Below are 21,338 nucleotides of genomic sequence, written 5' to 3'. Positions count from 1 at the left end.
TTTGATGCAGCTGATTCGGCGATTTTTTTCAAAAATGAAACCACCTCAGATGATTATTTTTGGTTTCTTATCAGTAATTTTGATTGGTTCAATCTTGCTTGCGCTGCCTATATCTGATCAAAATGATCAGGCAACGTCCTACATTGATAGTCTATTTATGGCGGTTTCAGCAACCTGTGTGACAGGACTTGCTGTGGTCAATACCGCAGAACATTGGAATTTGTTTGGACAGGTGGCGATTTTAGTCATGGTCGAAGTTGGTGGTCTAGGCTTCATGAGTTTTTTGGTCTTGCTGCTCAAAATGGGCGGTCAGCACAGCTCATTTAAGTCCAAAATGCTGATACGCGATGCCTATAATTTCACTAGCATTAAAGGCGGGGCAAAACTTGTCAAGTCAATCGTCAAGTTGTCACTCTGGATTCAAGCGATTGGGGCTGTTTTACTGAGTTTTGATTTTATTCCGAGATTTGGCCTTGAAAAAGGCGTCTGGTATAGCATTTTTCACGCCATTTCGGCCCATTCAAATGCTGGCTTTGACTTGTTTGATAATTCGCTATTTCAATTTCGGGATGATCCCTATGTACTTGTGATCATGAGTCTTTTGATCTTGTCAGGGTCTTTTGGCTTTATCGTCTGGTTTGACTTGTTAGCCATTAAAAGACGGCACCGCATCACACTTCATACGCGTCTGGCATTGACCATGACGGCTGCGCTTGTAGTGACGGGGACGGTTTTATATAGCTTGCTAAATGTTCGAAGTTACAACGGGCATTTGCTAAATTATCTGGCGCAGAATTTCTTTTTGAGTATCACACCACGCTCAGGTGGTTTTAGCTTTGGCGATTATAACGTTTCGAGCTATGCGAGCCTTGTTCTGACCATGATTTTGATGTTTATCGGTGGGACTTCAGGCTCGACTGCGGGCGGTGTCAAAACGACAACTTTTGGTGTTCTACTTTTAAATATTAAGACCATTTTTGGTAATAAGGAAAAGACGATTTATCATGAACGCCGTCTGTCACGGCGGACGATTAGTCGGGTTTATGAGATTATTTTCATGTATCTGGCGATTATCTTTACAAGTTCGTTTGTGTTGCTGATAACGGAGCATCTGCCTAGAAATAATGGTATCGAATATGTCTTTTTTGAAGTCATTTCAGCCCTTGCAACGGTAGGTTTATCACTAGGCTTAACACCAGATTTGACGGATATTGGTAAGATTATCATCATGTTACTCATGTTTATCGGTCGGATTGGTGTGATGACAGTCATCTATGCGGCTAGCCGCCCAGCAAAAATCGATGAAGATTTGATTCAATATCCTGACGAAGAAATTATCGTCGGGTAACAAGTTAAGAAAGAAAAATCATGAAAAGTTTCTGTGTTATTGGTCTGGGGCGCTTTGGTTCAAGCGTCGTCAGAAGTCTTGTCAAAAATAATTATGAAGTTGTGGTGATTGATACAGATGCCAAAAAAATTGATGATTTCAAAGATATCGCCACGCACGTAATGATTGCAGATGCAACAGATGAGCGTGTGTTAAAAAATATCGAGATTGACAAATTTGACGGCGTTGTCATCGCAATCGGTCAGAACGTTCAAGCGAGTATCCTGACTACGATGATTGTGGTGGAGTCTGGTGCCCGAAACGTCATTGCCAAGGCAACAACTGACGTTCAGGTCAAAGTACTTGAAAAAATCGGTGCTGATAGGATTATCCAGCCTGAAAAAGATGCGGGAAACCGTGTGGCTGATAACCTTGCCCACCCTGATATTTCAGACTATCTTGACCTGTCTGACGATTATTCATTTGCCAAGATGAAAGTGAGAAATATCAAGTTTGACGGTCTGACCCTGTTTCAGGCGAATCTGACGCAGACTTATCGTGTCAATGTCGCATTTATCAACAAAACAGACGGCACGGCAAGCATTGGTAGGCACGACACCAAGATCGGTATTGGTGACATTCTCTATCTTGTTGGCACTAAAACAGACATCGAAAAATTCTCTGAAATCATTTAAGAAAAGAAAAAAGTTATTATTATGAGTAATGTTCAAAAACTCTCTCTTGAGGAGATTATGGGTGACCGTTTTGGTCGCTATTCTAAATATATCATCCAGGAGCGCGCGCTGCCTGATATTCGTGATGGCCTTAAACCCGTTCAGCGTCGGATTCTTTATTCGATGAATAAAGACGGCAACACCTTTGACAAGGGTTACCGCAAGTCTGCCAAGTCCGTGGGAAATATCATGGGGAACTATCACCCGCACGGGGATAGCTCGATTTATGATGCCATGGTGCGTTTGTCGCAGGACTGGAAAATGGGCGAAGTGCTGGTTGAGATGCACGGCAATAACGGCTCTATGGACGGTGATCCACCCGCTGCCATGCGTTATACCGAAGCACGTCTGTCAGAAATTGCGACTTATTTGCTTGAGGACATAGATAAAGATACAGTACCTTTTGCTTGGAATTTTGACGATACTGAAAAAGAGCCTACTGTTTTGCCTGCCAGTTTTCCAAACCTTTTGGTCAATGGCTCGACAGGGATTTCAGCTGGTTATGCAACAGATATTCCGACGCATAATTTAGGTGAAGTTATCGATGCGACGATCTATATGATTGACCATCCGAGCGCTGATGTCGATAAACTCATGCAATTTTTACCTGGGCCAGATTTTCCGACAGGTGCTACCATCCAGGGTAAGTCAGAAATTAAAAAGGCCTATGAAACAGGTAAAGGTAAGGTTGTTGTCCGCTCAAAAACAGCCATAGAAGAGCTCAAAGGTGGTAAGACACAGATTGTCATCACAGAGATTCCCTATGAGTTAAACAAGGCGACACTGGTCAAAAAAATCGACGATGTCCGTGTCAATGCGAAAGTTGCAGGCATCGCAGAAGTGCGTGATGAGTCTGATAGAGACGGGCTGCGCATCGCAATTGAGCTCAGAAAAGACGCTGACAGCGATCTGATTTTAAATTACTTCCTCAAATACACAGACCTGCAAGTCAACTATAATTTCAACATGGTTGCCATCGACAATGCGACACCACGTCAAGTTGGGATTGTGCCGATTTTATCGAGCTATATCAGTCATAAACGTGATATTATCCGTTCGCGCTCGATTTTTGACCGTGATAAGGCTGAAAAGCGCCTGCATATCGTTGAAGGGCTCATCCGTGTTTTGAGCATCTTGGATGAAGTCATTGCGCTGATTCGCGCCAGTGATAATAAGTCTGACGCCAAAGAAAACTTGATCGCGTCATATGAGTTTAGTGAAGCGCAGGCTGAGGCCATCGTAACCTTGCAGCTCTACCGTCTGACGAATACAGACGTTGTAACCTTGCAAAGTGAAGAAGCTGAGCTAAAAGAGCGCATCACAACCTTGTCAGCCATCATCAACGATGAAAAAACCATGTTTAACGTCATGAAACGTGAGCTGCGTGAGGTCAAAAAGAAATTTGCGCAGCCACGAAAAAGCGTTCTAGTTGACGAAGTGGAAACGATAGAAGTCGAAGCGCAGTCGCTGATTGTCAAAGAAGAAACCATTGTCAGTGTGACCCGCGCGGGTTACGTCAAGCGCACGACGCCACGCAGTTTTGGCGCCTCAAAACTTGATGAAATCGGCAAACGCGAAGATGACGTGCTGCTCTTTCATCAAAATGCGCTTACAACCCAGCATCTGCTCATGTTCACGTCTCTTGGCAATGTCATCTATCGGCCGATTCATGAGCTTGACGACATCAAATGGAAAGATATTGGGACACACAGCTCATCACTCGTCAATAACTTTTCACAAGACGAAGAGATTTTAATGGTCCAAATTTTAGATGACTTTGAGCTTGAAAGTCAGGAACTTCTGATGGCAACCAAGTTTGGCTTGATCAAAAAAATTGCCATGTCAGACTTCAAACCATGGCGGACCTATCGTTCAAAATCTGCACAATATGCAAAGTTCAAGCAGTCTGACGATAAAGTCATCACCATTGAACTTGCCCAAAACGCAGATCTCATGCTTGTGACTTATAATGGCTATGCCCTCAGATTTTCGTCAGAAGACGTGCCACTTGTTGGCGCAAAAGCCGCAGGGGTTAAGTCAATCAATCTTAAAGAAGATGATTTTCTGGTATCTGCTTACTTTGCTAGTACAGACTCGTTTTACGTCTTGACGCAGCGTGGTAGTTTGAAACGTGTGAAATTCACGGAAATTCCGAGCAAGAGTCGCGCAGGTCGTGGCATGCTAATCTTGCGTGAGCTTAAAAAGGCACCACACCGCGTGTTTGCATCAGGCTTAGTGAAAAATCTTTATGGTGGCGATTTGTTTGCTGAAAGTGACAATGAGACGCAAGTGCTCGAAGTCGTCTCAGAAACAAACAAGCATTTTGACATCAATCTACCTGATCTTCATACATCTGAGAGAACCGCAAACGGCGCATTTATCTTTGATGAAGCAGTTGAACACGGCGTTTTAAAAGCTTACGAGAAACTAGCTTCTGATCACGAATAAAACTTTTAAAAATAGGGAATTGCCTAAGCAGAGCCCTGTTTTTTTTGATATAATAGACAGATGAAGTTAAAAAAAATCAGTCTACCCATTATTATCGTGCTGGGGTTAATCCTTGATCAGCTTGTCAAGCATGCCATTACACAGTATATCAAGCTATCAGGACAAAAAACAGTTATCAAGCACGTTTTATCTCTGACCAACCTCAGAAATGACGGCGCTGCGTGGTCAATGCTTGAAGGACAGCAGTGGTTTTTCCTTGTGATTACCATTGTCGCCGTGTGCGTTGCCATCTGGTTTCTGATGAAAAATCTCAGTAAAAATTGGTATGCTTTCGGTCTGACGCTGATTATCTCAGGGGCACTTGGCAATTTCATTGACCGCATGCGTCAGGGTTATGTTGTAGATATGTTCCAGATTGATTTTGTTAATTTTCCTATTTTTAATGTCGCAGATGTCTTATTAACCATAGGCTTTGTGCTGTTGTTTATCGGTATTTTGACGGATAAAGACGATATTGAAAATAATAAAAAAGATGTCAATGAAGGGCACGCATGAAACTCAAAATTAAAGCATCAAGCGCAGGATTGCGCCTAGATAAAGCCATCTCAGACAACTCAGATGTCTCACGAACGCTCGCAAATGACCTCATCAAAAAAGATGCCGTTTTTGTAAATAACGAACTCAAAAAAGCCAAGTATAAAGTACAAGAAAACGATCTAATCACTTTTGAGCTCCCTGAGCCTGAAGTGCTGAGCTACGAGCCAGAAAATATCCCGCTTGAGATCATCTATGAAGATGATGATCTAGCCGTGATCAATAAACCACAAGGCATGGTCGTGCATCCATCAGCAGGTCACAAAACAGGCACGCTTGTCAATGCGCTCATGTACCATATGACGCAGCTTTCAAGCATTAATGGCATCATCAGACCAGGCATTGTCCACAGGATTGACAAGGACACGAGTGGTCTTCTGATGATAGCAAAAAACGATCAGGCGCACGAATTTTTAGCGGCGCAGCTCAAGGCGCACACGTCAAAACGCCGTTATATCGCGATTGTGCATGGTAATTTGCTCAATGACCGTGGTGTCATCGAGGCGCCAGTTGGTCGCAGCACCAAGGACCGCAAGAAACAGGCGGTTATTGCAGGTGGTAAGCACGCGCTGACACACTTTGAAGTGCTTGAGCGTTTTGGTGATTTCACGCTTGTGTCACTTGAGCTCGAAACAGGTCGCACCCATCAGATCAGGGTGCATATGGCCTATATCGGTCATCCTGTTGCAGGCGATCCGCTTTACGGCCCAAAAAATGAGCTCAAGCCTAACCACGGTCAGTTTCTGCATGCACAAGTGCTCGGATTTGAACACCCAACGACGCATGAGTGGCTAGAGTTTGAGAGCGAGCCTCCGGCATTGTTTACTCAAACACTTGAAAAACTCAGGGCTGAAAATTAAAATTCAAGTCGCAAAACCGCCATTTTTTATGGTAAAATGGTATCAGATAAAACATAAGGAGTGCCACATTGACAACCAATTTTGACGAAAAACTGCAAAAGATTATCGTGCTGGACTACGGTAGCCAGTACAATCAGCTGATTACCCGTCGTATCCGCGAATTTGGCGTTTTTTCAGAGCTAAAAAGCCACAAAATGACGCTAGATGAGATTAAGGCGTATGATCCCAAAGCCATCATCATCTCAGGCGGTCCAAACTCAGTCTATGAAGACAATGCTTTTGACATTGATCCAGGTGTGTTTGAGCTTGGCATCCCTGTTTTGGGCATCTGTTACGGCATGCAGCTGATGACGCAAAAACTAGGCGGTAAAGTCGAAGCCAATCCTGGCAATGGTGAATTTGGTCCGACAAGTATCACGCTTGATGCGACGTCAAAACTCCTAGCTGGCACGCCGTCAGAACAGACAGTGCTCATGAGCCATTCTGACAATGTCACAAGCTTACCAGAAGGCTTTACAATTGCGGCGCATACGGATAAAACACCGATTGCAGCGATTGCAAATGATGAAAAAGGACTTTATGGCGTTCAGTTTCACGCTGAAACAACACTCAGCGAATACGGCCACGTCATCATCGAAAATTTCGTAAAAAATATTGCAAAAGCGTCAGGCGACTGGTCAATGGCAGGATTTGTTGACCAACAAATCGCAGAAATCCGTGCTAAAGTTGGCGATAAAAAAGTCTTGTTAGGCTTGTCTGGCGGCGTTGATTCATCTGTTGTTGGGGTGTTATTACAGCGTGCGATTGGTGATCAGCTGACCTCTATCTTTGTTGACCACGGGCTTTTGCGCAAAGGTGAGGCTGAGCAAGTCATGAACGACCTAGGTGGAAAGTTCGGGCTCAATATCATCAAAGTCGACTCAAAAGAGCGTTTCATGAGCAAACTCGCAGGTGTTTCTGACCCTGAGAAAAAACGTAAAATCATCGGTAATGAATTTATCGAAGTCTTTGACGATGAGGCGTCTAAGCTCGATGGCGTAGACTTTTTGGCACAAGGCACGCTTTATACGGACGTCATCGAGTCGGGAACTGAAACCGCACAAACCATTAAAAGTCACCACAATGTTGGTGGTCTACCTGACGACATGCAGTTTGAGCTGATTGAACCACTTAACAAGCTTTTCAAGGACGAAGTACGCGAACTCGGTGAAGTACTTGGTATGCCGCATGATCTCGTGTGGCGCCAACCTTTCCCAGGTCCTGGTCTTGCCATTCGGATCATGGGTGAAATTACAGAGCCGCGCCTCGAAAAAGTGCGTGATTCTGATTTGATCCTGCGTGAAGAGATTGCAAAAGCAGGACTCAATGAAAAAATTTGGCAGTATTTCACGGTTGATACAGGTGTCAGCTCGGTCGGCGTAACGGGTGATTTTCGGAGTTACGATACTGTCATCGCCATCCGTGCCATCACATCAATCGACGGCATGACAGCAGACTTTGCTGAGATTGACTGGCAAGTCCTAGCCGAAGTATCACGCCGCATCACAAATGAAGTCAAAGGCGTCAACCGCGTCGTTTACGACATTACGGCGAAACCACCTGCAACGGTTGAGTGGGAATAAAAGTTAGAGATTGAAGTAAAAAAACAGCACTTTCTTTGTTGAAAGTGCTGTTTTCATACCACCAATCACAAACGATGCGTCAAGCTAGGAAAAACATATTGATCAGCGTAGTTGATAATCGTCCCTTGAAAAAGCAGAGCGACTGCGGTGCCGATATTGACTGCGACTAGCTGATGAAAGCTGATGACAAGCAGCAACATAACAGCAGCAGGGATTGAAAAATTGACCCATTGGGCAAGTTTGGCGTTGCCGTTAAAATAGCGAAAGCGCAGGATATTGGTCATCTCATCGCCAGGATGCAAGATCAGATTTAGCCGTTGATAGATAGAAACAGCGATACCGACTAGGAAAATGCCCAAAATATCTAGAAAAATTACAGCCACTATTGGCAGCTGGGGCACACCTAAGGCGATAAAAAAAGTCTTGAATAAACTCACAAATGGACCGAAAAAAGAAATAAAGACAACATTGCCCAAAATACGTGGCAGGTCAATCTGACGGGTGAGTGCGATGTTGATCAGAATCTGCGAGGCGCCATAGATGACAAGCACCCAGGCGATAGAAAAGTTGAAATCATGCGCGATATTGGCGGCAGAAGCCGTCCACATACTGCTGCCCATGTTGGCCGCAACCGTCAGACCATTGCCTGTGGCATTGATCAAAAGTGAGAGCACAAAGTAGCAAAAAGCCTCAAAAATCGTAGGCTTTCGTAAGCCATCCTGTGTTTTTATCATGACTTTATTATACTATAATCCTAAGCGTTCTGCTGAAAAGTCCTAGCAGTTATCTTTTTCTCAGAATTATGTTAAAATGGAGGAATGAGTGATTTATTAACTATTATATGGGACGTGATCAGGACTTATTTTTTCAACTTTCTTGGCCTGATTGATATCTTGCTTTCGATTATTATCATTTTTCGTGAGCGCAAAAATACTGCCTCGACCTGGTCGTGGCTTTTTGTGGTCAATGTTTTACCGCTTTTTGGCTTTATTCTCTATATTCTCATCGGCCGTGGCATTTCGGATATTCGGATTTTTGATCTACAAACTCAGCTGAGACCAGGATTTGAGCGGGAAATAACGCACGCGAAAAAAGCGTTTTCAGAAAATAAATTTCTGACTAAAATCACGGATAATCACGTGATTGGGCAGTTATTACACATGCTTTTTATTTCTGAAGAGTCGATTGTGTCTATGAACACTGAAGTTACGCTATTTACAGATGGCAGGGAAAAGTTTGATGCACTGATTGCAGATATCGATCGTGCTCGCGAGAACGTGCACGTTGAGTACTATATTTTCCGCATGGATAATCTCGGACAAGAACTTTACCAAGCTTTGATTCGGGCACGTAAGCGTGGCGTTGAAGTCCGCGTCTTGGTTGACGCCTGGGGCTCAAACGGCACGAAATTGCGGCAATTTAAGGAATTGACTGACTTAGGTGGTCAGGTAGTTTATTTCTTTCCGCTGATCATGCCGATCATCAATCCACGGACCAACTATCGTCTGCACCGGAAAATTGTCGTCATTGATGGGAAAATCGGCTATACGGGTGGCTTTAACGTGGGCGATGAGTATGTGAGTGTGACCAAGAAATTTGGTTATTGGCGTGATAATCACTTGCGGGTGACGGGAGATGTTGTTTATTCGCTGCAAAACCGTTTTATCATGGACTGGAATAGTCAGCATAAGTACGAGATTACAGACTCGCTCAGCTATTTTCCTGAAACCGCTTCATCTGGGAATATCACGGCGCAGTTTGTGTCGAGTGGCCCTGATAGCAAGCGCGAGCAGATCAAGATGGCTTATCTCAAGATGATCAACGGTGCAGAGGACGAGATCATCATCCAGACGCCCTATTATATCCCGGATGACGCCATTCACGAGGCGCTGAAACTCGCCCTCATGAGTGGTGTCAAGGTCAAGATGCTGATACCAAACAAGCCTGACCACCCCTTTGTTTACTGGGCGACCTACTATTACAGTGCGAGTCTTGTCAAGTATGGCGCTGAGGTTTATACTTATGAAAATGGTTTCGTACACGCAAAGACGATTATCATTGATGGGAGCTTTGCATCTGTTGGCTCTGCCAATTTTGACTATCGCAGTTTCATGCTAGATTTTGAGGGGAACATGATTATCTATAACAAAGCCTTTTCTCAAAAACTGCGGGAGAATTTCATGATGGATCTGACGGTTAGTCAACAGCTGACATTGGCACGTTACGAAGAACGTTCGATTTTTATCAGATTTAAGGAAGGTATTGCACGTCTGATCGGCCCTATGCTGTAAAAACCGAACATTTGCGTGAGAAATCATGTAAAACTATGAAAACAGCTTGTCAGTTATCTGCAAGTTGTTTTATAATAGGCTATGGAAGTTGTGACGAGCAGAAGAATAATCTGTCACAATAGCGAGGTTGGCATGCCCAACTCGGTCGGTCTCTGCAAATACTAACCCTATTTGATTTGGAGAACAAACATTATGAACAACTTACCTGTATTTGACTACGAAGACATCCAGTTGGTGCCAAACAAGTGCATCATTGACAGCCGCAGTGAGGCTGATACGTCAGTCAAACTTGGCAATTATAGTTTTAAAATTCCCGTGGTTCCGGCAAACATGCAGACCATTATTGATGAAGATGTGGCTGAATTTTTGGCGAAAAATGGCTATTTTTATGTCATGCACCGATTTGACGAGGCAGGCCGAATTCCTTTCATCAAAAAAATGCAAGAAAAAGGTCTGATTGCGTCTATCTCAGTCGGTGTAAAGCCGTATGAATACGACTTTATTGACAGCCTAAAAGCTGAAAATGCCGTGCCTGAGTTTATCACCATTGACATCGCACATGGTCACTCAGACAGCGTCATTCGCATGATTCAGTATATCAAAAAAACGATTCCTGAAACCTTTGTTATAGCAGGAAATGTCGGGACACCTGAGGCCGTTCGTGAGCTTGAAAATGCGGGTGCCGATGCGACAAAAGTTGGTATTGGTCCAGGAAAAGTCTGCATTACTAAAGTCAAAACTGGTTTTGGCACAGGCGGTTGGCAACTTGCTGCATTGCGCTGGTGTGCCAAGGCTGCAAGAAAGCCAATCATCGCTGATGGCGGGATTCGCACGCACGGTGACATTGCTAAATCCATCCGTTTTGGCGCAACATTTGTCATGATCGGTTCACTATTTGCAGGTCACGAAGAAAGTCCTGGTGCAACCATCACAAAAGATGGCGAGCTCTACAAAGAATACTTTGGCTCAGCGTCTGAGTACCAAAAAGGTGAGAAGAAAAATGTCGAAGGCAAGAAGATTCTCGTGCCCCACAAAGGCAATCTGCAAGATACTTTGACTGAAATGCAACAAGATCTGCAAAGTTCGATTTCTTACGCCGGTGGGCGTGATATCGAAAGTCTGACTAAGGTCGATTATGTGATTGTCAAGAACTCGATTTGGAATGGTGATAGTAATCACTAAAACTTTTTCATCGCTGTCAAGTTTTTTTCTTGACAGATAAAAATAGTATGCTATAATAATAAAGTAAAGAAAAAAGAAAAGAGAAATATCATGTCTGTAAAAATTCGTTTGACTCGCATGGGTTCAAAGAAAAAACCTTACTACCGTATTAACGTTGCTGATTCACGTACACCACGTGATGGCCGTTTCATCGAAACTGTTGGGACATACAACCCACTTATCGCTGATGAAAACCAAGTAACATTGAAAGAAGATCGTATTCTTGAATGGCTTGGCAATGGCGCACAACCTTCTGACACAGTTAAAAACATCTTGTCAAAAGCTGGCGTTATGAAGAAATTCCACGAAGCTAAATACGCTTCAAAATAAGCAAATTTTATAAATTTGTGAGAAGAAGCGGCTGATTGGTCGCTTTTTTTGCTCAAAAATTTGTTCAAAAGAAAGAGAAAACTATGGATTTAGATGTGCAAGAATTGGTGCTGACCATTGTGAAACCTTTGACGACAGACCCTGATGCTGTCAAGATTGATGTTGTTGATGGTGAAGAGTTTACAGAGTTTCACCTCCATGTTGCTGACCAAGATATGGGTCGCATCATTGGCAAACAAGGCAGAATCATCCAAGCAATCCGAACAATTGTCTACTCTGTGCCAGTTTCTGGTCAGAAAGTACGGTTATTGGTTGATAAATGAAATGACAGATTAGTCATGTCAAAACGCTGAAATACGGCGTTTTTTTTGATATAATGGTAATATGGATTATTATAAAGTAGGAACGATTGTCAACACTCAGGGATTGCAGGGGGAAGTTCGTGTGATTTCGGTGACGGACTTTGCTGATGAGCGCTATCAAAAAAATGCTGAGTTGGCCCTTTTTGACAAGGCAGACAAGTTTGTCAGAACGCTGAAAGTCAAAACGCACCGAAAGCAAAAAAACTTAGATATTATCAAGTTTGACGGCCTTTATAGCATTAACGACGTTGAAAATTTTCGTGATTTTTCATTGAAAATCGCAGCTGAAAATCGTGCAGAACTTGAAAGCGACGACGAGTTTTACTATGACGATATCATTGGGCTTGACGTTTTTGAAAATGACGAAAAAATCGGCGTTGTTTCTGAGATTTTGCAGCCTGGTGCAAATGACGTCTGGGTCATCAAACGTCAAGGTAAAAAAGATTTGCTATTGCCTTTTATAGATGATGTGATTTTGTCTGTTAATGTGGCTGAAAATCGAGTTGACGTTGCTGTTTTAGAAGGTTTGGACGATTGAGATGCGCATTGATATATTGACATTGTTTCCAGAAATGTTTTCAGCATTAGAACACTCCATCGTTGGTCGTGCTCAAAAATCTGGCAAAATCGAGGTAAATTTTCATAATTTTCGTGATTTTGCAACTAACACACAAAAACACGTTGATGACATGCCTTATGGTGGTGGTCAGGGGATGCTACTCATGCCACAGCCGATTTTTGATACCATGGCGTCATTTCCACATGAGAATGCACGGGTGCTGATGATGGATCCAGCAGGTCGCACCTTTGATCAGAAATTTGCTGAAGAATTATCCCAGGAGTCGCAAGTGGTCTTTTTATGTGGTCACTATGAAGGTTTTGATGAGCGTATCAAAAGCCTTGTCACTGATGAGGTATCGCTTGGAGATTATGTTCTGACGGGAGGAGAAGTTGCGGCGTCTGTCATGATTGATGCGACCGTTCGGCTGATTCCAGATGTTTTGGGAAAAAAAGCAAGCCATGAAGATGACAGTTTCTCGTCAGGTCTGCTTGAGTATCCGCAATACACACGTCCTGAGGACTTTCGTGGGCTCAAAGTTCCGGATGTTCTGATGAGCGGGCATCATGAAAACATCCGCAAATGGCGCTTGCGTGAAAGTTTGGCGAAAACCTTACGATTACGTCCTGACCTGCTTGAAGCGTACGACTTTTCTGATGAAGAAAAAGCCATGCTTTCTGACTTAAAGGCGGCTGATCATGCGGTATAAAAATTATATTTGGGACTTTGACGGCACCTTGTTTGACACCTATCCAGCGATGATGATAGCGCTTAGGCAGACGATGAAGCAGCACAAGGTCAAACTTGATGCGGATTTTGACTTAGAGGATTTTGTCAAGCGGTACTCAATTCGCAAGTTTGCCTTGGACTATACATCTGGTGCTGATTTTCTAGCTGATTTTCATACTTTAGAGCATGAGCTGACGCAAGATGTGGCCTATTATCCAGCCATACCTGAGATTTTAAAAACAATCGTTGCAGGTGGTGGTAGGCATTTCATCCTCAGCCATCGTGACGATACAACCTACCGTCTTCTGGCTGATTTACTACCATTGTTCACGGAAATCGTGACGAGCGACAATGCTTTCGCCAGAAAGCCTAACCCTGAGGCAATCAACTATCTGGTCGCTAAATACGGTCTTGTGCCTGATGAGACGGTCATGATTGGCGATAGGCCGCTTGATGTTAAAGCCGGAAAAAACGCAGGAGTTCAAACAATTTTGTTTGACGACGCTGATTTATTTACTGAAAACGACGCCTTGGGCGCTGATTTACATATTAAAACATGGGAGAACTTTACTGATGAAAATTGAACGCGAAAAAGAATTTGTCCACCAATTCCACTATGATGCAAGAAACTTAGAGTGGGAAACTGAAAATGGCACACCTGAGACTAATCTCAATGTCCAGTTTCAGTTAGTTGATAATCTTGAAAATGCAAGCGAGGCAGACACGGCGATTAACGGTCTGTTGACATTTATGATTGTCCTTGAAAATCTCGTGATTTCAGGCTCTTTGAGTCAGATGAACTACATTCGTGGGCAAGTCATTGAGGATCGAAATGAACTAACGCAAGACGACATGCAGATGCTTGCCGCGCCTTTGTTTGATCTTCTAAAACGCTTGACTTATGAAGTCACAGAGATTGCCTTGGATGAGCCTGGCGTGAATTTGGAATTTTAAGCATGAAGACAGCTATTATCACAGACACGTCAGCTTTTTTGACTGATGATATTCGCGCAAAGGACAACGTTTTTGTGCTGGATATTCCTGTTTTCATTGACGGTGAGAGCTACATCGAAGGCCAAAATCTCACGACTGAGCAATTTTACAGCAAAATGGCAGCTGCGAGTGATCTGCCAAAAACCAGCCAACCTAGTGTGGCTGAGCTCTCAGATTTGCTAGAAACTTTACAAAAAGATGGCTATACCCATGTTGTCGGGCTATTTTTGACGGCTGGCATTTCAGGATTTTGGCAAAATATCCAGTATCTGACAAGCGAGTTTGACGGGCTTGAGGTTGCCTTTCCAGATACAAAAATCACGTCAGCACCGCTTGGCTACATGGTCGAGATGGCGTATAACATGACGAAAACCAACGCTGGTTTTGACTTCCTCGTGACAGAAATGCAGGAAATCATTGACAAAACAACAGCCTTTATCATCGTGGATGACTTGGACCACTTGGTCAAGGGCGGGCGCCTGTCAAATGGTGCCGCCATTATCGGTAATCTACTCAATATCAAGCCAATCTTACGCTTTGACAATGAGGGGAATATCGTCGTTTACGAGAAAATCAGAACCAGTAAAAAAGCGTTCAAACGCCTGTATAAAATACTTGCTGAGACGACAAAAGACGGCGACTATCAGGTTTATGTGATACATTCGAATATTCCTGAGAAAGCACGTGAGGTTGCTTATGAGCTTGAAGATAAAGGATTTGACGTTGCCATCGCAACATTTGGTGCTGTGATCGGCACACACTTAGGAGAAGGAGCACTCGGATTTGGTATCAGTCCGAAATTAAACTAATGACAAAAGTAATTATTGCAGGTTTCAAAGGTCGCATGGGCTCAACAGCCGTTGATATGGTTAAAAATGACAACACGCTAGAATTAGCAGCACTTGTCGATCCATTTGCAACTGAAAAAGAGATTGACGGCGTGCCTGTTTTCAATGACAAAGCTGATTTAGCTGGTTTTGCCGCAGATGTTTGGGTAGATTTCACCATGCCAAGCGTGGCTTATGACAATACAAAATTTGCCTTGGAAAATGGTTTTCGTCCTGTTGTCGGGACAACAGGTTTTACAGAAGCACAGATAACAGAATTGATTGCCTTATCTAAAAGCAAAGGACTGGGCGGATTGATTGCGCCGAATTTCGCAATTGGTGCGATTTTGCTCATGGAATTTTCACAAAAAGCAGCCAAATATTTCCCAGACGTGGAAATTATCGAGTTGCACCATGATAAGAAAAAAGATGCGCCGTCAGGTACTGCGGTCAAAACGGCAGAGCTGATCAAGGAAACGCGCACTTACAAAAAACAAGGTGCGGCTGACGAAGTTGAGACGATTGCTGGCGCACGTGGTGCTGAGTTTGACGGCATGCGGATCCATTCTGTACGCTTGCCTGGCCTTGTTGCACATCAGGAAGTGATTTTTGGGGCAAATGGAGAAGGCTTGACTTTGCGTCATGATTCTTATGATCGCGTGTCGTTTATGAGCGGCGTCAACATTGGCATCAAGCAAGTCATGACAATCACTGAACTGGTTTACGGGCTTGAGCACCTTTTATGAGACTAGAAAAAATGCCGGCGGAGTTTGTAGAAGCTCTGCCGATTTTGCAAAAAATCAGAAATGCTGGCTATGAGGCCTATTTTGTCGGGGGAAGTGTCCGTGATGTCTTGCTGGATCGTGAGATTCATGACGTTGATATCGCAACGAGCGCTTATCCTGCTGAAACCAAGCGAATTTTTGAGCACACGATTGATATTGGTATTGAGCACGGGACTGTTTTGGTACTTGAAAATGGTGGTGAATATGAGGTCACGACCTTTCGGACTGAGGACGTTTATGTCGACTATCGCAGGCCCAGCCATGTGAATTTCGTGCGGCAGTTGTCGGAGGACTTGCTGCGGCGAGATTTCACGATAAATGCCTTTGCACTCGCTGAAAATGGGGATGTCATTGACTTATATCACGGGCTTGATGATCTTGAAAATCGTATTTTGAGGGCTGTTGGCACACCACAAGACCGTTTTAACGAGGATGCACTTCGGATCATGCGTGGGTTACGTTTTGCTGCTGTGCTTGATTTTGAGCTGGCAAGTGAGACGTTTGTCGCCATGAAATCTCATGCCCATTTGCTTGAAAAAATCTCAATTGAACGAATTTTTATCGAACTTGATAAACTTTTGACAGCTGATTTTTGGCAAAAGGGTTTTCGTGATTTACTTGCGATTTCAGCAGCAGATTATCTGCCTGGTTTTTCTGATGCGCAGAAACTTGCCCAGTTGCTTAAACTGCCAGAAGGATTTGTCTTTACAAATTCAGTGCAGGCTTGGGGATATTTACTTCATTCTCTAGGCTATTCTGACGGGAAATTTTTGCTGAAAAAATGGAAAGTTTCAAAGGATTTTGCAGGTCAAGTCACGCACTTTCTGACGGCTTATCAGCATCGCAAAGCAGCTGCTTTTTCGTCAGAAGACCTTTATCATTTGGGACTATCAAGTTTGACTCTGGTTGAAGAACTGTTAGCCGCACAGGGTGCTGAGACTGATTTTGAGCGAATTTGTGCGCTTTCTGACGCTTTGCAAATCAGAGAACGAAAAGAAATTGTCATGACTGCTGGTCAGATTATGACGGCATTTGACATCAAACCTGGCCCAGAAATCGGCGAACTTTTTCATGAGATTGAGCTTGCCATTGTCAGAAACCAACTTGAAAATAGTGAGACCGCTATTTTAAACTATGTAAAGGATGTACGCAAATGACAGATTTTCGAGTGGAAAACCTGACGAAATCCGTCGGTGACAAGACTGTTTTTTCAAACCTGAATTTTCTGATTCATCCGCTGGATCGGATTGGTCTGATTGGGGTAAATGGGACGGGTAAGACGACCTTGCTTGATGTTATTTCAGGGACTGCTGGTTTTGACGGTGATAATTCACCATTTTTTGGGCGCAATGATTTTAAAATCGAATACCTGACGCAGGATCCATCTTTTGATGACGAGCTGTCAATCATGGATGCTGTCTTGTCTGACGAGTTGCCACAGATGCAGGCAATCAAGCGATATGAAGCGGCACTGTTTGATTTGACGCAAGATCCGACTAATGAAAAATTGCAAACTAAACTCAGCAAAATCGAAGAAGAAATGACTGCAATCGAAGCCTGGGAAGTAGAAAATCAGGTCAAAATTGTGCTGTCAAAACTGAAACTTCCTGATCTGACGGCGCAAATCAAGACCTTGTCGGGTGGTCAGAAACGCCGTGTCCAACTGGCACAGGCATTGCTAAATCCAGCAGATTTATTACTGCTTGATGAGCCGACCAACCATCTTGACGTTGACACGATTGCTTGGCTTGAAAACTATCTAAAAAATGCCCGTCAGACCGTCCTTTTTATCACGCATGATCGATATTTTTTGGACAATCTTGCCACACGCATTTTCGAGCTAGATAGCGGTCGCTTGATCGAATATCAGGGGAATTATCAAGATTATCTGCAGCAAAAAGCCGAAAATGATGAACGAGACGCCAGTCAACATCATAAAAATCAGCAATTGTATAAGCAAGAACTGGCCTGGATTCGCAAGTCACCGCAGGCCCGTGCTACCAAGCAACAAGCGAGAATTGACCGCTTTGAAGACATCAAAAAAGACGTCCAAAGTGTGACCACTAAAGACGATTTATCAATCAACGTCGCTACGTCACGCATTGGCAAAAAAGTCATCAATTTTGAGCAGGTTAATTTTGCATACAATCCTAAAAAAGTGATTTTACGAGATTTTGATTTACTGGTGCAAAACACAGATAGAATCGGTATTGTCGGCAATAACGGGACAGGGAAATCAACCCTGCTCAATCTCATCAATGGTGATTTAATACCTGATTCTGGGCGTGTTGACATTGGCGAAACAGTCAAAATCGGCTATTTTTCCCAACAAATCCGTGGACTTGATGACACAAAACGCGTGATCAATTTTCTCCAAGAAATTGCCGATAATGCCCAAACCTCAACAGGTGAGTCGATTAGCGTGGTGAATCTACTAGAACAGTTTCTTTTTCCACGAACAACGCACGGCACGCAGATTTCAAAACTTTCAGGTGGCGAAAAAAAACGCCTGTATTTGCTAAAAATTCTCCTTGAACAGCCAAATGTTTTGCTGCTTGACGAGCCGACAAATGACCTTGACATTGCAACCTTGACGGTTCTTGAGAACTTTATCCAGCACTATCAAGGCGTGGTCATCACCGTCAGCCATGACCGGTATTTTCTAGATAAAGTGGCTTCAAAGCTACTCGTTTTTGACAATGGTAGCGTCACAGAAATCCACAAACTTTACTCAAACTACTTAGCAGATAAGCTTGCTGATGAAAAAGCAAGTAGCGCGAAGCTATTACCAAAAGTAGAGACGCAACAGCATGTAGCGCCAAAAGAAAAAGCGCCCCGCATGACCTATGCTGAGCAGCAGGAGTGGGCGAAAATCGAAGATGAGATCATGGCGCTCGAAGAAACTATCGAAGCTATCACAGCTGAAATGACCGAAAATGGTAGCGACTTTGGCAAACTTGCGGGCTTACAAGCAGAGCTTGACGAGAAAAATGCTGACTTACTCGAAAAATATGAGCGCTATGACTACTTATCTGCCTTTTGAGCTAGTCTCTCGCAAAAAAATCAATGAAATGGTAAAATAATAGCATGAGAAAAGCAGATCAAATCTTTATTGATAACATTAACAAAATCATGACAGAAGGCGTCTGGAGTGAGAATGCCCGTCCAAAGTACAAGGATGGAAAAACCGCCAATTCCAAATATATCACAGGCTCATTTGCAGAGTATGATTTGAGTAAAGGTGAGTTTCCCATCACAACTTTGCGCCCGATTCCAATCAAATCAGCCATCAAAGAGCTCTTGTGGATCTACCAAGATCAGACAAGTGATTTATCCGTGCTTGAGGATAAGTATGGCGTCAAATACTGGAGTGACTGGGAGATTGGTGAAACGGGAAATATTGGGCAGCGCTATGGTGCGACGGTCAAAAAGCATGATATTATCGGTAAACTGCTAGATGGGTTTGAAAAAAATCCTTGGAATCGCAGAAATATCATCAACTTATGGCAATACGACGACTTTGAAGCGACAGAAGGTCTGTTGCCCTGTGCTTTTCAGTCAATGTTTGACGTCAGACGGGTTGGCGATATCATTTATCTTGACGCGACTCTGACGCAGCGCAGTAATGATATGCTGGTTGCTCACCACATCAATGCCATGCAATACGTGGCACTTCAGATGATGATCGCCAAACACTTTGGCTGGCAAGTCGGTAAATTTTTCTATTTTATCAACAACTTGCATATTTATGACAATCAATTTGACAATGCTCGTGAGCTTTTGAGTCGAGCTCCAAGCGATGTCAATCCGATTTTGAAGCTAAATGTCCCTGATGGTACTAATTTCTTTGACATCAAAGCTGAGGATTTTGAGTTGGTTGACTATGAACCTGTTAAGCCACAGTTGAAGTTTGATTTGGCTATATAAAAAGTTAGAAAATAAGCTTAGATGCTTATTTTTTTTCAAATTTTACAAAATATTGATATAACCACTAACACAAGCCATGTAAAATAGTGTATAATAAAGAAAACTAAAAATACTATATTGGGAAAAGGGTATTATTTATGAAACGAAAACGACTAAATCAATTTTTAGCTATTTTTGTTGGCTTTTTAGTAGTTGGTGCTGTGATTGGTGTGAGGCAAGTCGCAGCGGCCGGCAACCTTGTTTATAACGAGGAGAGTGAGTTGACCTTGGCTGATCCAGCAGGAAATACTAAGCCACTTGCAGGTGCAACGCTTTCAAATACTGCACAAGTTCAAGAACTTGATATTCCAGTCAAATCAGCCAATAAAACGAAAAAAACAGACTATGTTCCCGTGAATGTCTACGTTGTAGACAAGTCCGGTAAGATGACTACTTTGGTAGAGGCGATGAGTAATACAGTTGAACAGCTAGAAGGCTTTTCAGACGAGTTGATCCAGTCTTTAGGAAAACAAGCAATCTTACAAGGAGCATTAGGGACGAAAGTTATTAGCACGACTTATAATGGTTTTTCACAAACTAATTTTTATAAGTACTATATAAGGGGTGCAGTCAATATCGTGCTGTACTTAGGGTAAAATTTATGAAGACAAAACGTATTGGGAAATACCTTTTTGTGGTCCTTCTGTCAAGTGGCTTGATAAAAGCACCGATGATGCTAGAGTCAGTTCATGCGGAAGATACCATTGGTTGGACGGATATGGCTCCCTTGGAGTACATAGGACAGGGAGGAATTGTCGCCGGTCCAAAGGGGAATAATATACGTGTTAAATTTGTTTACTACTTTTATGTAGTAAACTCACCTAAATATACTCACTACGAAACAGACGATACTCTATTCTCTTATTATGATCCAGATACAGGGCAGCCACTATACTATATACTTCCTGCTAGTGGGAAAGGTCCAGTAGAGTTTACAACGGATTTCTACAGCTCGGAAGCTGCTAAAAAATCTCCCCATGTGACGCCATTACCAGAATTAACGCTTGCTTTCGAGGTCGAGGGGAGGGCAGCCGCCTATGCGGAGGCGTCCCTAACTTATACGGAGGGATTAGCTAAGTACACCCCAGAGGGTTATACATTTAGTTTGTCAGATCAAACAAGTGGTATATTAGGATTTGGAGTTTGGGAAGATGGTACAAAGGAGGTATGGGCGGTTTATGCGCTTCCAATTATCATAAGACCTATTGATCCGATAGAGTCTACGACACCAACTTCTTCAGAAGCGTCTACAGCAGTTTCAGAGCCAGAAACGACATCTGAGTCGTCTACTGACGCTGAAGAAACATCAACAAGTTCAGAGCCAGCAGAAGCACCAAGTGCTCCAACATCGAGCTCAGCCCCAGAAGAAACACCGGACACGACGACAGTACAACCGCCAGTTAAATCTGAAACTCCATCAACAAGTTCAGACCCAACGGAAGCACCAAGTGCTCCAACATCGAGCTCAGCCCCAGAAGAAACACCGGACACGACGACAGTACAACCGCCAGTTAAATCTGAAGAACCGTCAACAAGCTCAGAGTCAACGGAAGCACCAAGTGTTCCAACATCGAGCTCAGCCCCAGAAGAAACACCGGACACGACGACAGTACAACCGCCAGTTAAATCTGAAACTCCATCAACAAGTTCAGACCCAACGGAAGCACCAAGTGCTCCAACATCGAGCTCA

General features: G+C 43.3%; 21 protein-coding genes and 1 pseudogene. 21 read left to right on the top strand and 1 reads right to left on the bottom strand.

Annotated elements, in window-relative coordinates; translation table 11 throughout:
• The first annotated feature begins 34 nt into the window (after nucleotides 1-34).
• The 6 genes from Hs20B_RS06115 (at nucleotide 35) to guaA (ending at nucleotide 7,585) form a co-directional block, all read left to right on the top strand.
• On the top strand, nucleotides 35-1,348 hold the full coding sequence (locus Hs20B_RS06115; protein ID WP_172356634.1) for a TrkH family potassium uptake protein: 1,314 nt from the start codon (nucleotides 35-37) through the stop codon (nucleotides 1,346-1,348).
• Nucleotides 1,349-1,368: 20 nt separating this feature from the next.
• Nucleotides 1,369-2,022, top strand: a complete 654-nt coding sequence (locus tag Hs20B_RS06110; protein WP_172356632.1) for a potassium channel family protein — start codon at nucleotides 1,369-1,371, stop codon at nucleotides 2,020-2,022.
• Nucleotides 2,023-2,043: 21 nt separating this feature from the next.
• A complete protein-coding gene (parC, locus tag Hs20B_RS06105) occupies nucleotides 2,044-4,509 on the top strand; it encodes a DNA topoisomerase IV subunit A (RefSeq protein WP_172356630.1) in 2,466 nt (821 codons plus the stop codon).
• Between the two features lie 60 nt (nucleotides 4,510-4,569).
• Nucleotides 4,570-5,064 carry a signal peptidase II gene (gene lspA / locus Hs20B_RS06100; protein ID WP_172356628.1) on the top strand — a complete coding sequence of 165 codons (495 nt, stop codon included), beginning with the start codon at nucleotides 4,570-4,572 and terminating at the stop codon, nucleotides 5,062-5,064.
• Entirely contained in the window at nucleotides 5,061-5,963 is a 903-nt protein-coding gene (locus tag Hs20B_RS06095; protein ID WP_172356626.1) for an RluA family pseudouridine synthase, read from the top strand. Before lspA ends, Hs20B_RS06095 begins: the two co-directional genes overlap by 4 nt.
• Before the next feature lie 68 nt (nucleotides 5,964-6,031).
• Complete coding sequence (gene guaA / locus Hs20B_RS06090; RefSeq protein WP_228407511.1) at nucleotides 6,032-7,585, top strand: glutamine-hydrolyzing GMP synthase; 1,554 nt, start codon at nucleotides 6,032-6,034, stop codon at nucleotides 7,583-7,585.
• Between the two features lie 65 nt (nucleotides 7,586-7,650).
• Here guaA and Hs20B_RS06085 read toward each other — a convergent pair whose 3' ends face one another.
• The gene (locus Hs20B_RS06085; protein WP_172356624.1) at nucleotides 7,651-8,319 is read right to left on the bottom strand and encodes a DUF6198 family protein; all 669 of its coding nucleotides are present in this window, start codon (nucleotides 8,317-8,319) and stop codon (nucleotides 7,651-7,653) included.
• An 84-nt stretch (nucleotides 8,320-8,403) separates the two neighbouring features.
• Here Hs20B_RS06085 and cls point away from each other — a divergent pair, with 84 nt between their 5' ends.
• The 15 genes and pseudogenes from cls to Hs20B_RS06010 all read left to right on the top strand — a co-directional run.
• Nucleotides 8,404-9,876, top strand: coding sequence for a cardiolipin synthase (gene cls, locus Hs20B_RS06080; protein ID WP_172356622.1), 1,473 nt, complete (start codon nucleotides 8,404-8,406; stop codon nucleotides 9,874-9,876).
• A gap of 192 nt (nucleotides 9,877-10,068) precedes the next feature.
• A complete protein-coding gene (gene guaC, locus Hs20B_RS06075) occupies nucleotides 10,069-11,058 on the top strand; it encodes a GMP reductase (protein ID WP_172356620.1) in 990 nt (329 codons plus the stop codon).
• Between the two features lie 90 nt (nucleotides 11,059-11,148).
• A complete protein-coding gene (rpsP, locus tag Hs20B_RS06070) occupies nucleotides 11,149-11,427 on the top strand; it encodes a 30S ribosomal protein S16 (protein ID WP_172356618.1) in 279 nt (92 codons plus the stop codon).
• 83 nt (nucleotides 11,428-11,510) lie between these two features.
• On the top strand, nucleotides 11,511-11,750 hold the full coding sequence (locus Hs20B_RS06065; RefSeq protein ID WP_172356616.1) for a KH domain-containing protein: 240 nt from the start codon (nucleotides 11,511-11,513) through the stop codon (nucleotides 11,748-11,750).
• 61 nt (nucleotides 11,751-11,811) lie between these two features.
• A complete protein-coding gene (gene rimM, locus Hs20B_RS06060) occupies nucleotides 11,812-12,327 on the top strand; it encodes a ribosome maturation factor RimM (RefSeq protein WP_172356614.1) in 516 nt (171 codons plus the stop codon).
• 1 nt (nucleotide 12,328) lies between these two features.
• Nucleotides 12,329-13,057, top strand: coding sequence for a tRNA (guanosine(37)-N1)-methyltransferase TrmD (gene trmD / locus Hs20B_RS06055; RefSeq protein ID WP_172356612.1), 729 nt, complete (start codon nucleotides 12,329-12,331; stop codon nucleotides 13,055-13,057).
• A complete protein-coding gene (locus tag Hs20B_RS06050) occupies nucleotides 13,047-13,661 on the top strand; it encodes an HAD-IA family hydrolase (RefSeq protein WP_172356610.1) in 615 nt (204 codons plus the stop codon). The genes trmD and Hs20B_RS06050 overlap by 11 nt, the downstream gene beginning before the upstream one ends.
• Nucleotides 13,651-14,031, top strand: coding sequence for a DUF1149 family protein (locus Hs20B_RS06045; protein ID WP_172356608.1), 381 nt, complete (start codon nucleotides 13,651-13,653; stop codon nucleotides 14,029-14,031). Before Hs20B_RS06050 ends, Hs20B_RS06045 begins: the two co-directional genes overlap by 11 nt.
• Nucleotides 14,032-14,033: 2 nt before the next feature.
• Nucleotides 14,034-14,879, top strand: a complete 846-nt coding sequence (locus Hs20B_RS06040) for a DegV family protein (RefSeq protein WP_172356606.1) — start codon at nucleotides 14,034-14,036, stop codon at nucleotides 14,877-14,879.
• The gene (dapB, locus tag Hs20B_RS06035) at nucleotides 14,879-15,643 is read left to right on the top strand and encodes a 4-hydroxy-tetrahydrodipicolinate reductase (protein ID WP_172356604.1); all 765 of its coding nucleotides are present in this window, start codon (nucleotides 14,879-14,881) and stop codon (nucleotides 15,641-15,643) included. The genes Hs20B_RS06040 and dapB overlap by 1 nt, the downstream gene beginning before the upstream one ends.
• Nucleotides 15,640-16,839, top strand: coding sequence for a CCA tRNA nucleotidyltransferase (locus Hs20B_RS06030; protein ID WP_172356603.1), 1,200 nt, complete (start codon nucleotides 15,640-15,642; stop codon nucleotides 16,837-16,839). Before dapB ends, Hs20B_RS06030 begins: the two co-directional genes overlap by 4 nt.
• Entirely contained in the window at nucleotides 16,836-18,725 is a 1,890-nt protein-coding gene (locus Hs20B_RS06025) for an ABC-F family ATP-binding cassette domain-containing protein (RefSeq protein ID WP_172356602.1), read from the top strand. Before Hs20B_RS06030 ends, Hs20B_RS06025 begins: the two co-directional genes overlap by 4 nt.
• 44 nt (nucleotides 18,726-18,769) lie before the next feature.
• Nucleotides 18,770-19,609, top strand: a complete 840-nt coding sequence (locus tag Hs20B_RS06020) for a thymidylate synthase (protein ID WP_172356601.1) — start codon at nucleotides 18,770-18,772, stop codon at nucleotides 19,607-19,609.
• Between the two features lie 137 nt (nucleotides 19,610-19,746).
• Nucleotides 19,747-20,244 (top strand): hypothetical protein, encoded by a 498-nt coding sequence (locus tag Hs20B_RS06015; protein WP_172356600.1) that lies wholly within the window; start codon nucleotides 19,747-19,749, stop codon nucleotides 20,242-20,244.
• 5 nt (nucleotides 20,245-20,249) lie between these two features.
• A pseudogene (locus Hs20B_RS06010) lies at nucleotides 20,250-21,338 on the top strand (hypothetical protein); the annotation flags it as partial.

Origin of the sequence: Pseudolactococcus insecticola (assembly GCF_011170065.1) — a bacterium.
Taxonomy (GTDB): domain Bacteria; phylum Bacillota; class Bacilli; order Lactobacillales; family Streptococcaceae; genus Pseudolactococcus; species Pseudolactococcus insecticola.
Note: the sequence above shows the minus strand (reverse complement) of the source record. Positions and strands in the feature narration are given on the sequence as shown.

What these genes read in the sequence shown, in the direction of transcription:
- Hs20B_RS06110 (WP_172356632.1), top strand. Translation starts at nt 1,369, where the DNA reads ATGAAAAGTTTCTGTGTTATTGGTCTGGGGCGCTTTGGTTCAAGCGTC.
- dapB (WP_172356604.1), top strand. Translation starts at nt 14,879, where the DNA reads ATGACAAAAGTAATTATTGCAGGTTTCAAAGGTCGCATGGGCTCAACA.
- Hs20B_RS06065 (WP_172356616.1), top strand. Translation starts at nt 11,511, where the DNA reads ATGGATTTAGATGTGCAAGAATTGGTGCTGACCATTGTGAAACCTTTG.
- Hs20B_RS06095 (WP_172356626.1), top strand. Translation starts at nt 5,061, where the DNA reads ATGAAACTCAAAATTAAAGCATCAAGCGCAGGATTGCGCCTAGATAAA.
- Hs20B_RS06025 (WP_172356602.1), top strand. Translation starts at nt 16,836, where the DNA reads ATGACAGATTTTCGAGTGGAAAACCTGACGAAATCCGTCGGTGACAAG.
- Hs20B_RS06015 (WP_172356600.1), top strand. Translation starts at nt 19,747, where the DNA reads ATGAAACGAAAACGACTAAATCAATTTTTAGCTATTTTTGTTGGCTTT.
- Hs20B_RS06045 (WP_172356608.1), top strand. Translation starts at nt 13,651, where the DNA reads ATGAAAATTGAACGCGAAAAAGAATTTGTCCACCAATTCCACTATGAT.
- Hs20B_RS06085 (WP_172356624.1), bottom strand. Translation starts at nt 8,319, where the DNA reads ATGATAAAAACACAGGATGGCTTACGAAAGCCTACGATTTTTGAGGCT.
- Hs20B_RS06020 (WP_172356601.1), top strand. Translation starts at nt 18,770, where the DNA reads ATGAGAAAAGCAGATCAAATCTTTATTGATAACATTAACAAAATCATG.
- parC (WP_172356630.1), top strand. Translation starts at nt 2,044, where the DNA reads ATGAGTAATGTTCAAAAACTCTCTCTTGAGGAGATTATGGGTGACCGT.
- lspA (WP_172356628.1), top strand. Translation starts at nt 4,570, where the DNA reads ATGAAGTTAAAAAAAATCAGTCTACCCATTATTATCGTGCTGGGGTTA.
- trmD (WP_172356612.1), top strand. Translation starts at nt 12,329, where the DNA reads ATGCGCATTGATATATTGACATTGTTTCCAGAAATGTTTTCAGCATTA.
- rpsP (WP_172356618.1), top strand. Translation starts at nt 11,149, where the DNA reads ATGTCTGTAAAAATTCGTTTGACTCGCATGGGTTCAAAGAAAAAACCT.
- Hs20B_RS06115 (WP_172356634.1), top strand. Translation starts at nt 35, where the DNA reads ATGAAACCACCTCAGATGATTATTTTTGGTTTCTTATCAGTAATTTTG.
- cls (WP_172356622.1), top strand. Translation starts at nt 8,404, where the DNA reads ATGAGTGATTTATTAACTATTATATGGGACGTGATCAGGACTTATTTT.
- guaC (WP_172356620.1), top strand. Translation starts at nt 10,069, where the DNA reads ATGAACAACTTACCTGTATTTGACTACGAAGACATCCAGTTGGTGCCA.
- rimM (WP_172356614.1), top strand. Translation starts at nt 11,812, where the DNA reads ATGGATTATTATAAAGTAGGAACGATTGTCAACACTCAGGGATTGCAG.
- Hs20B_RS06040 (WP_172356606.1), top strand. Translation starts at nt 14,034, where the DNA reads ATGAAGACAGCTATTATCACAGACACGTCAGCTTTTTTGACTGATGAT.
- Hs20B_RS06030 (WP_172356603.1), top strand. Translation starts at nt 15,640, where the DNA reads ATGAGACTAGAAAAAATGCCGGCGGAGTTTGTAGAAGCTCTGCCGATT.
- Hs20B_RS06050 (WP_172356610.1), top strand. Translation starts at nt 13,047, where the DNA reads ATGCGGTATAAAAATTATATTTGGGACTTTGACGGCACCTTGTTTGAC.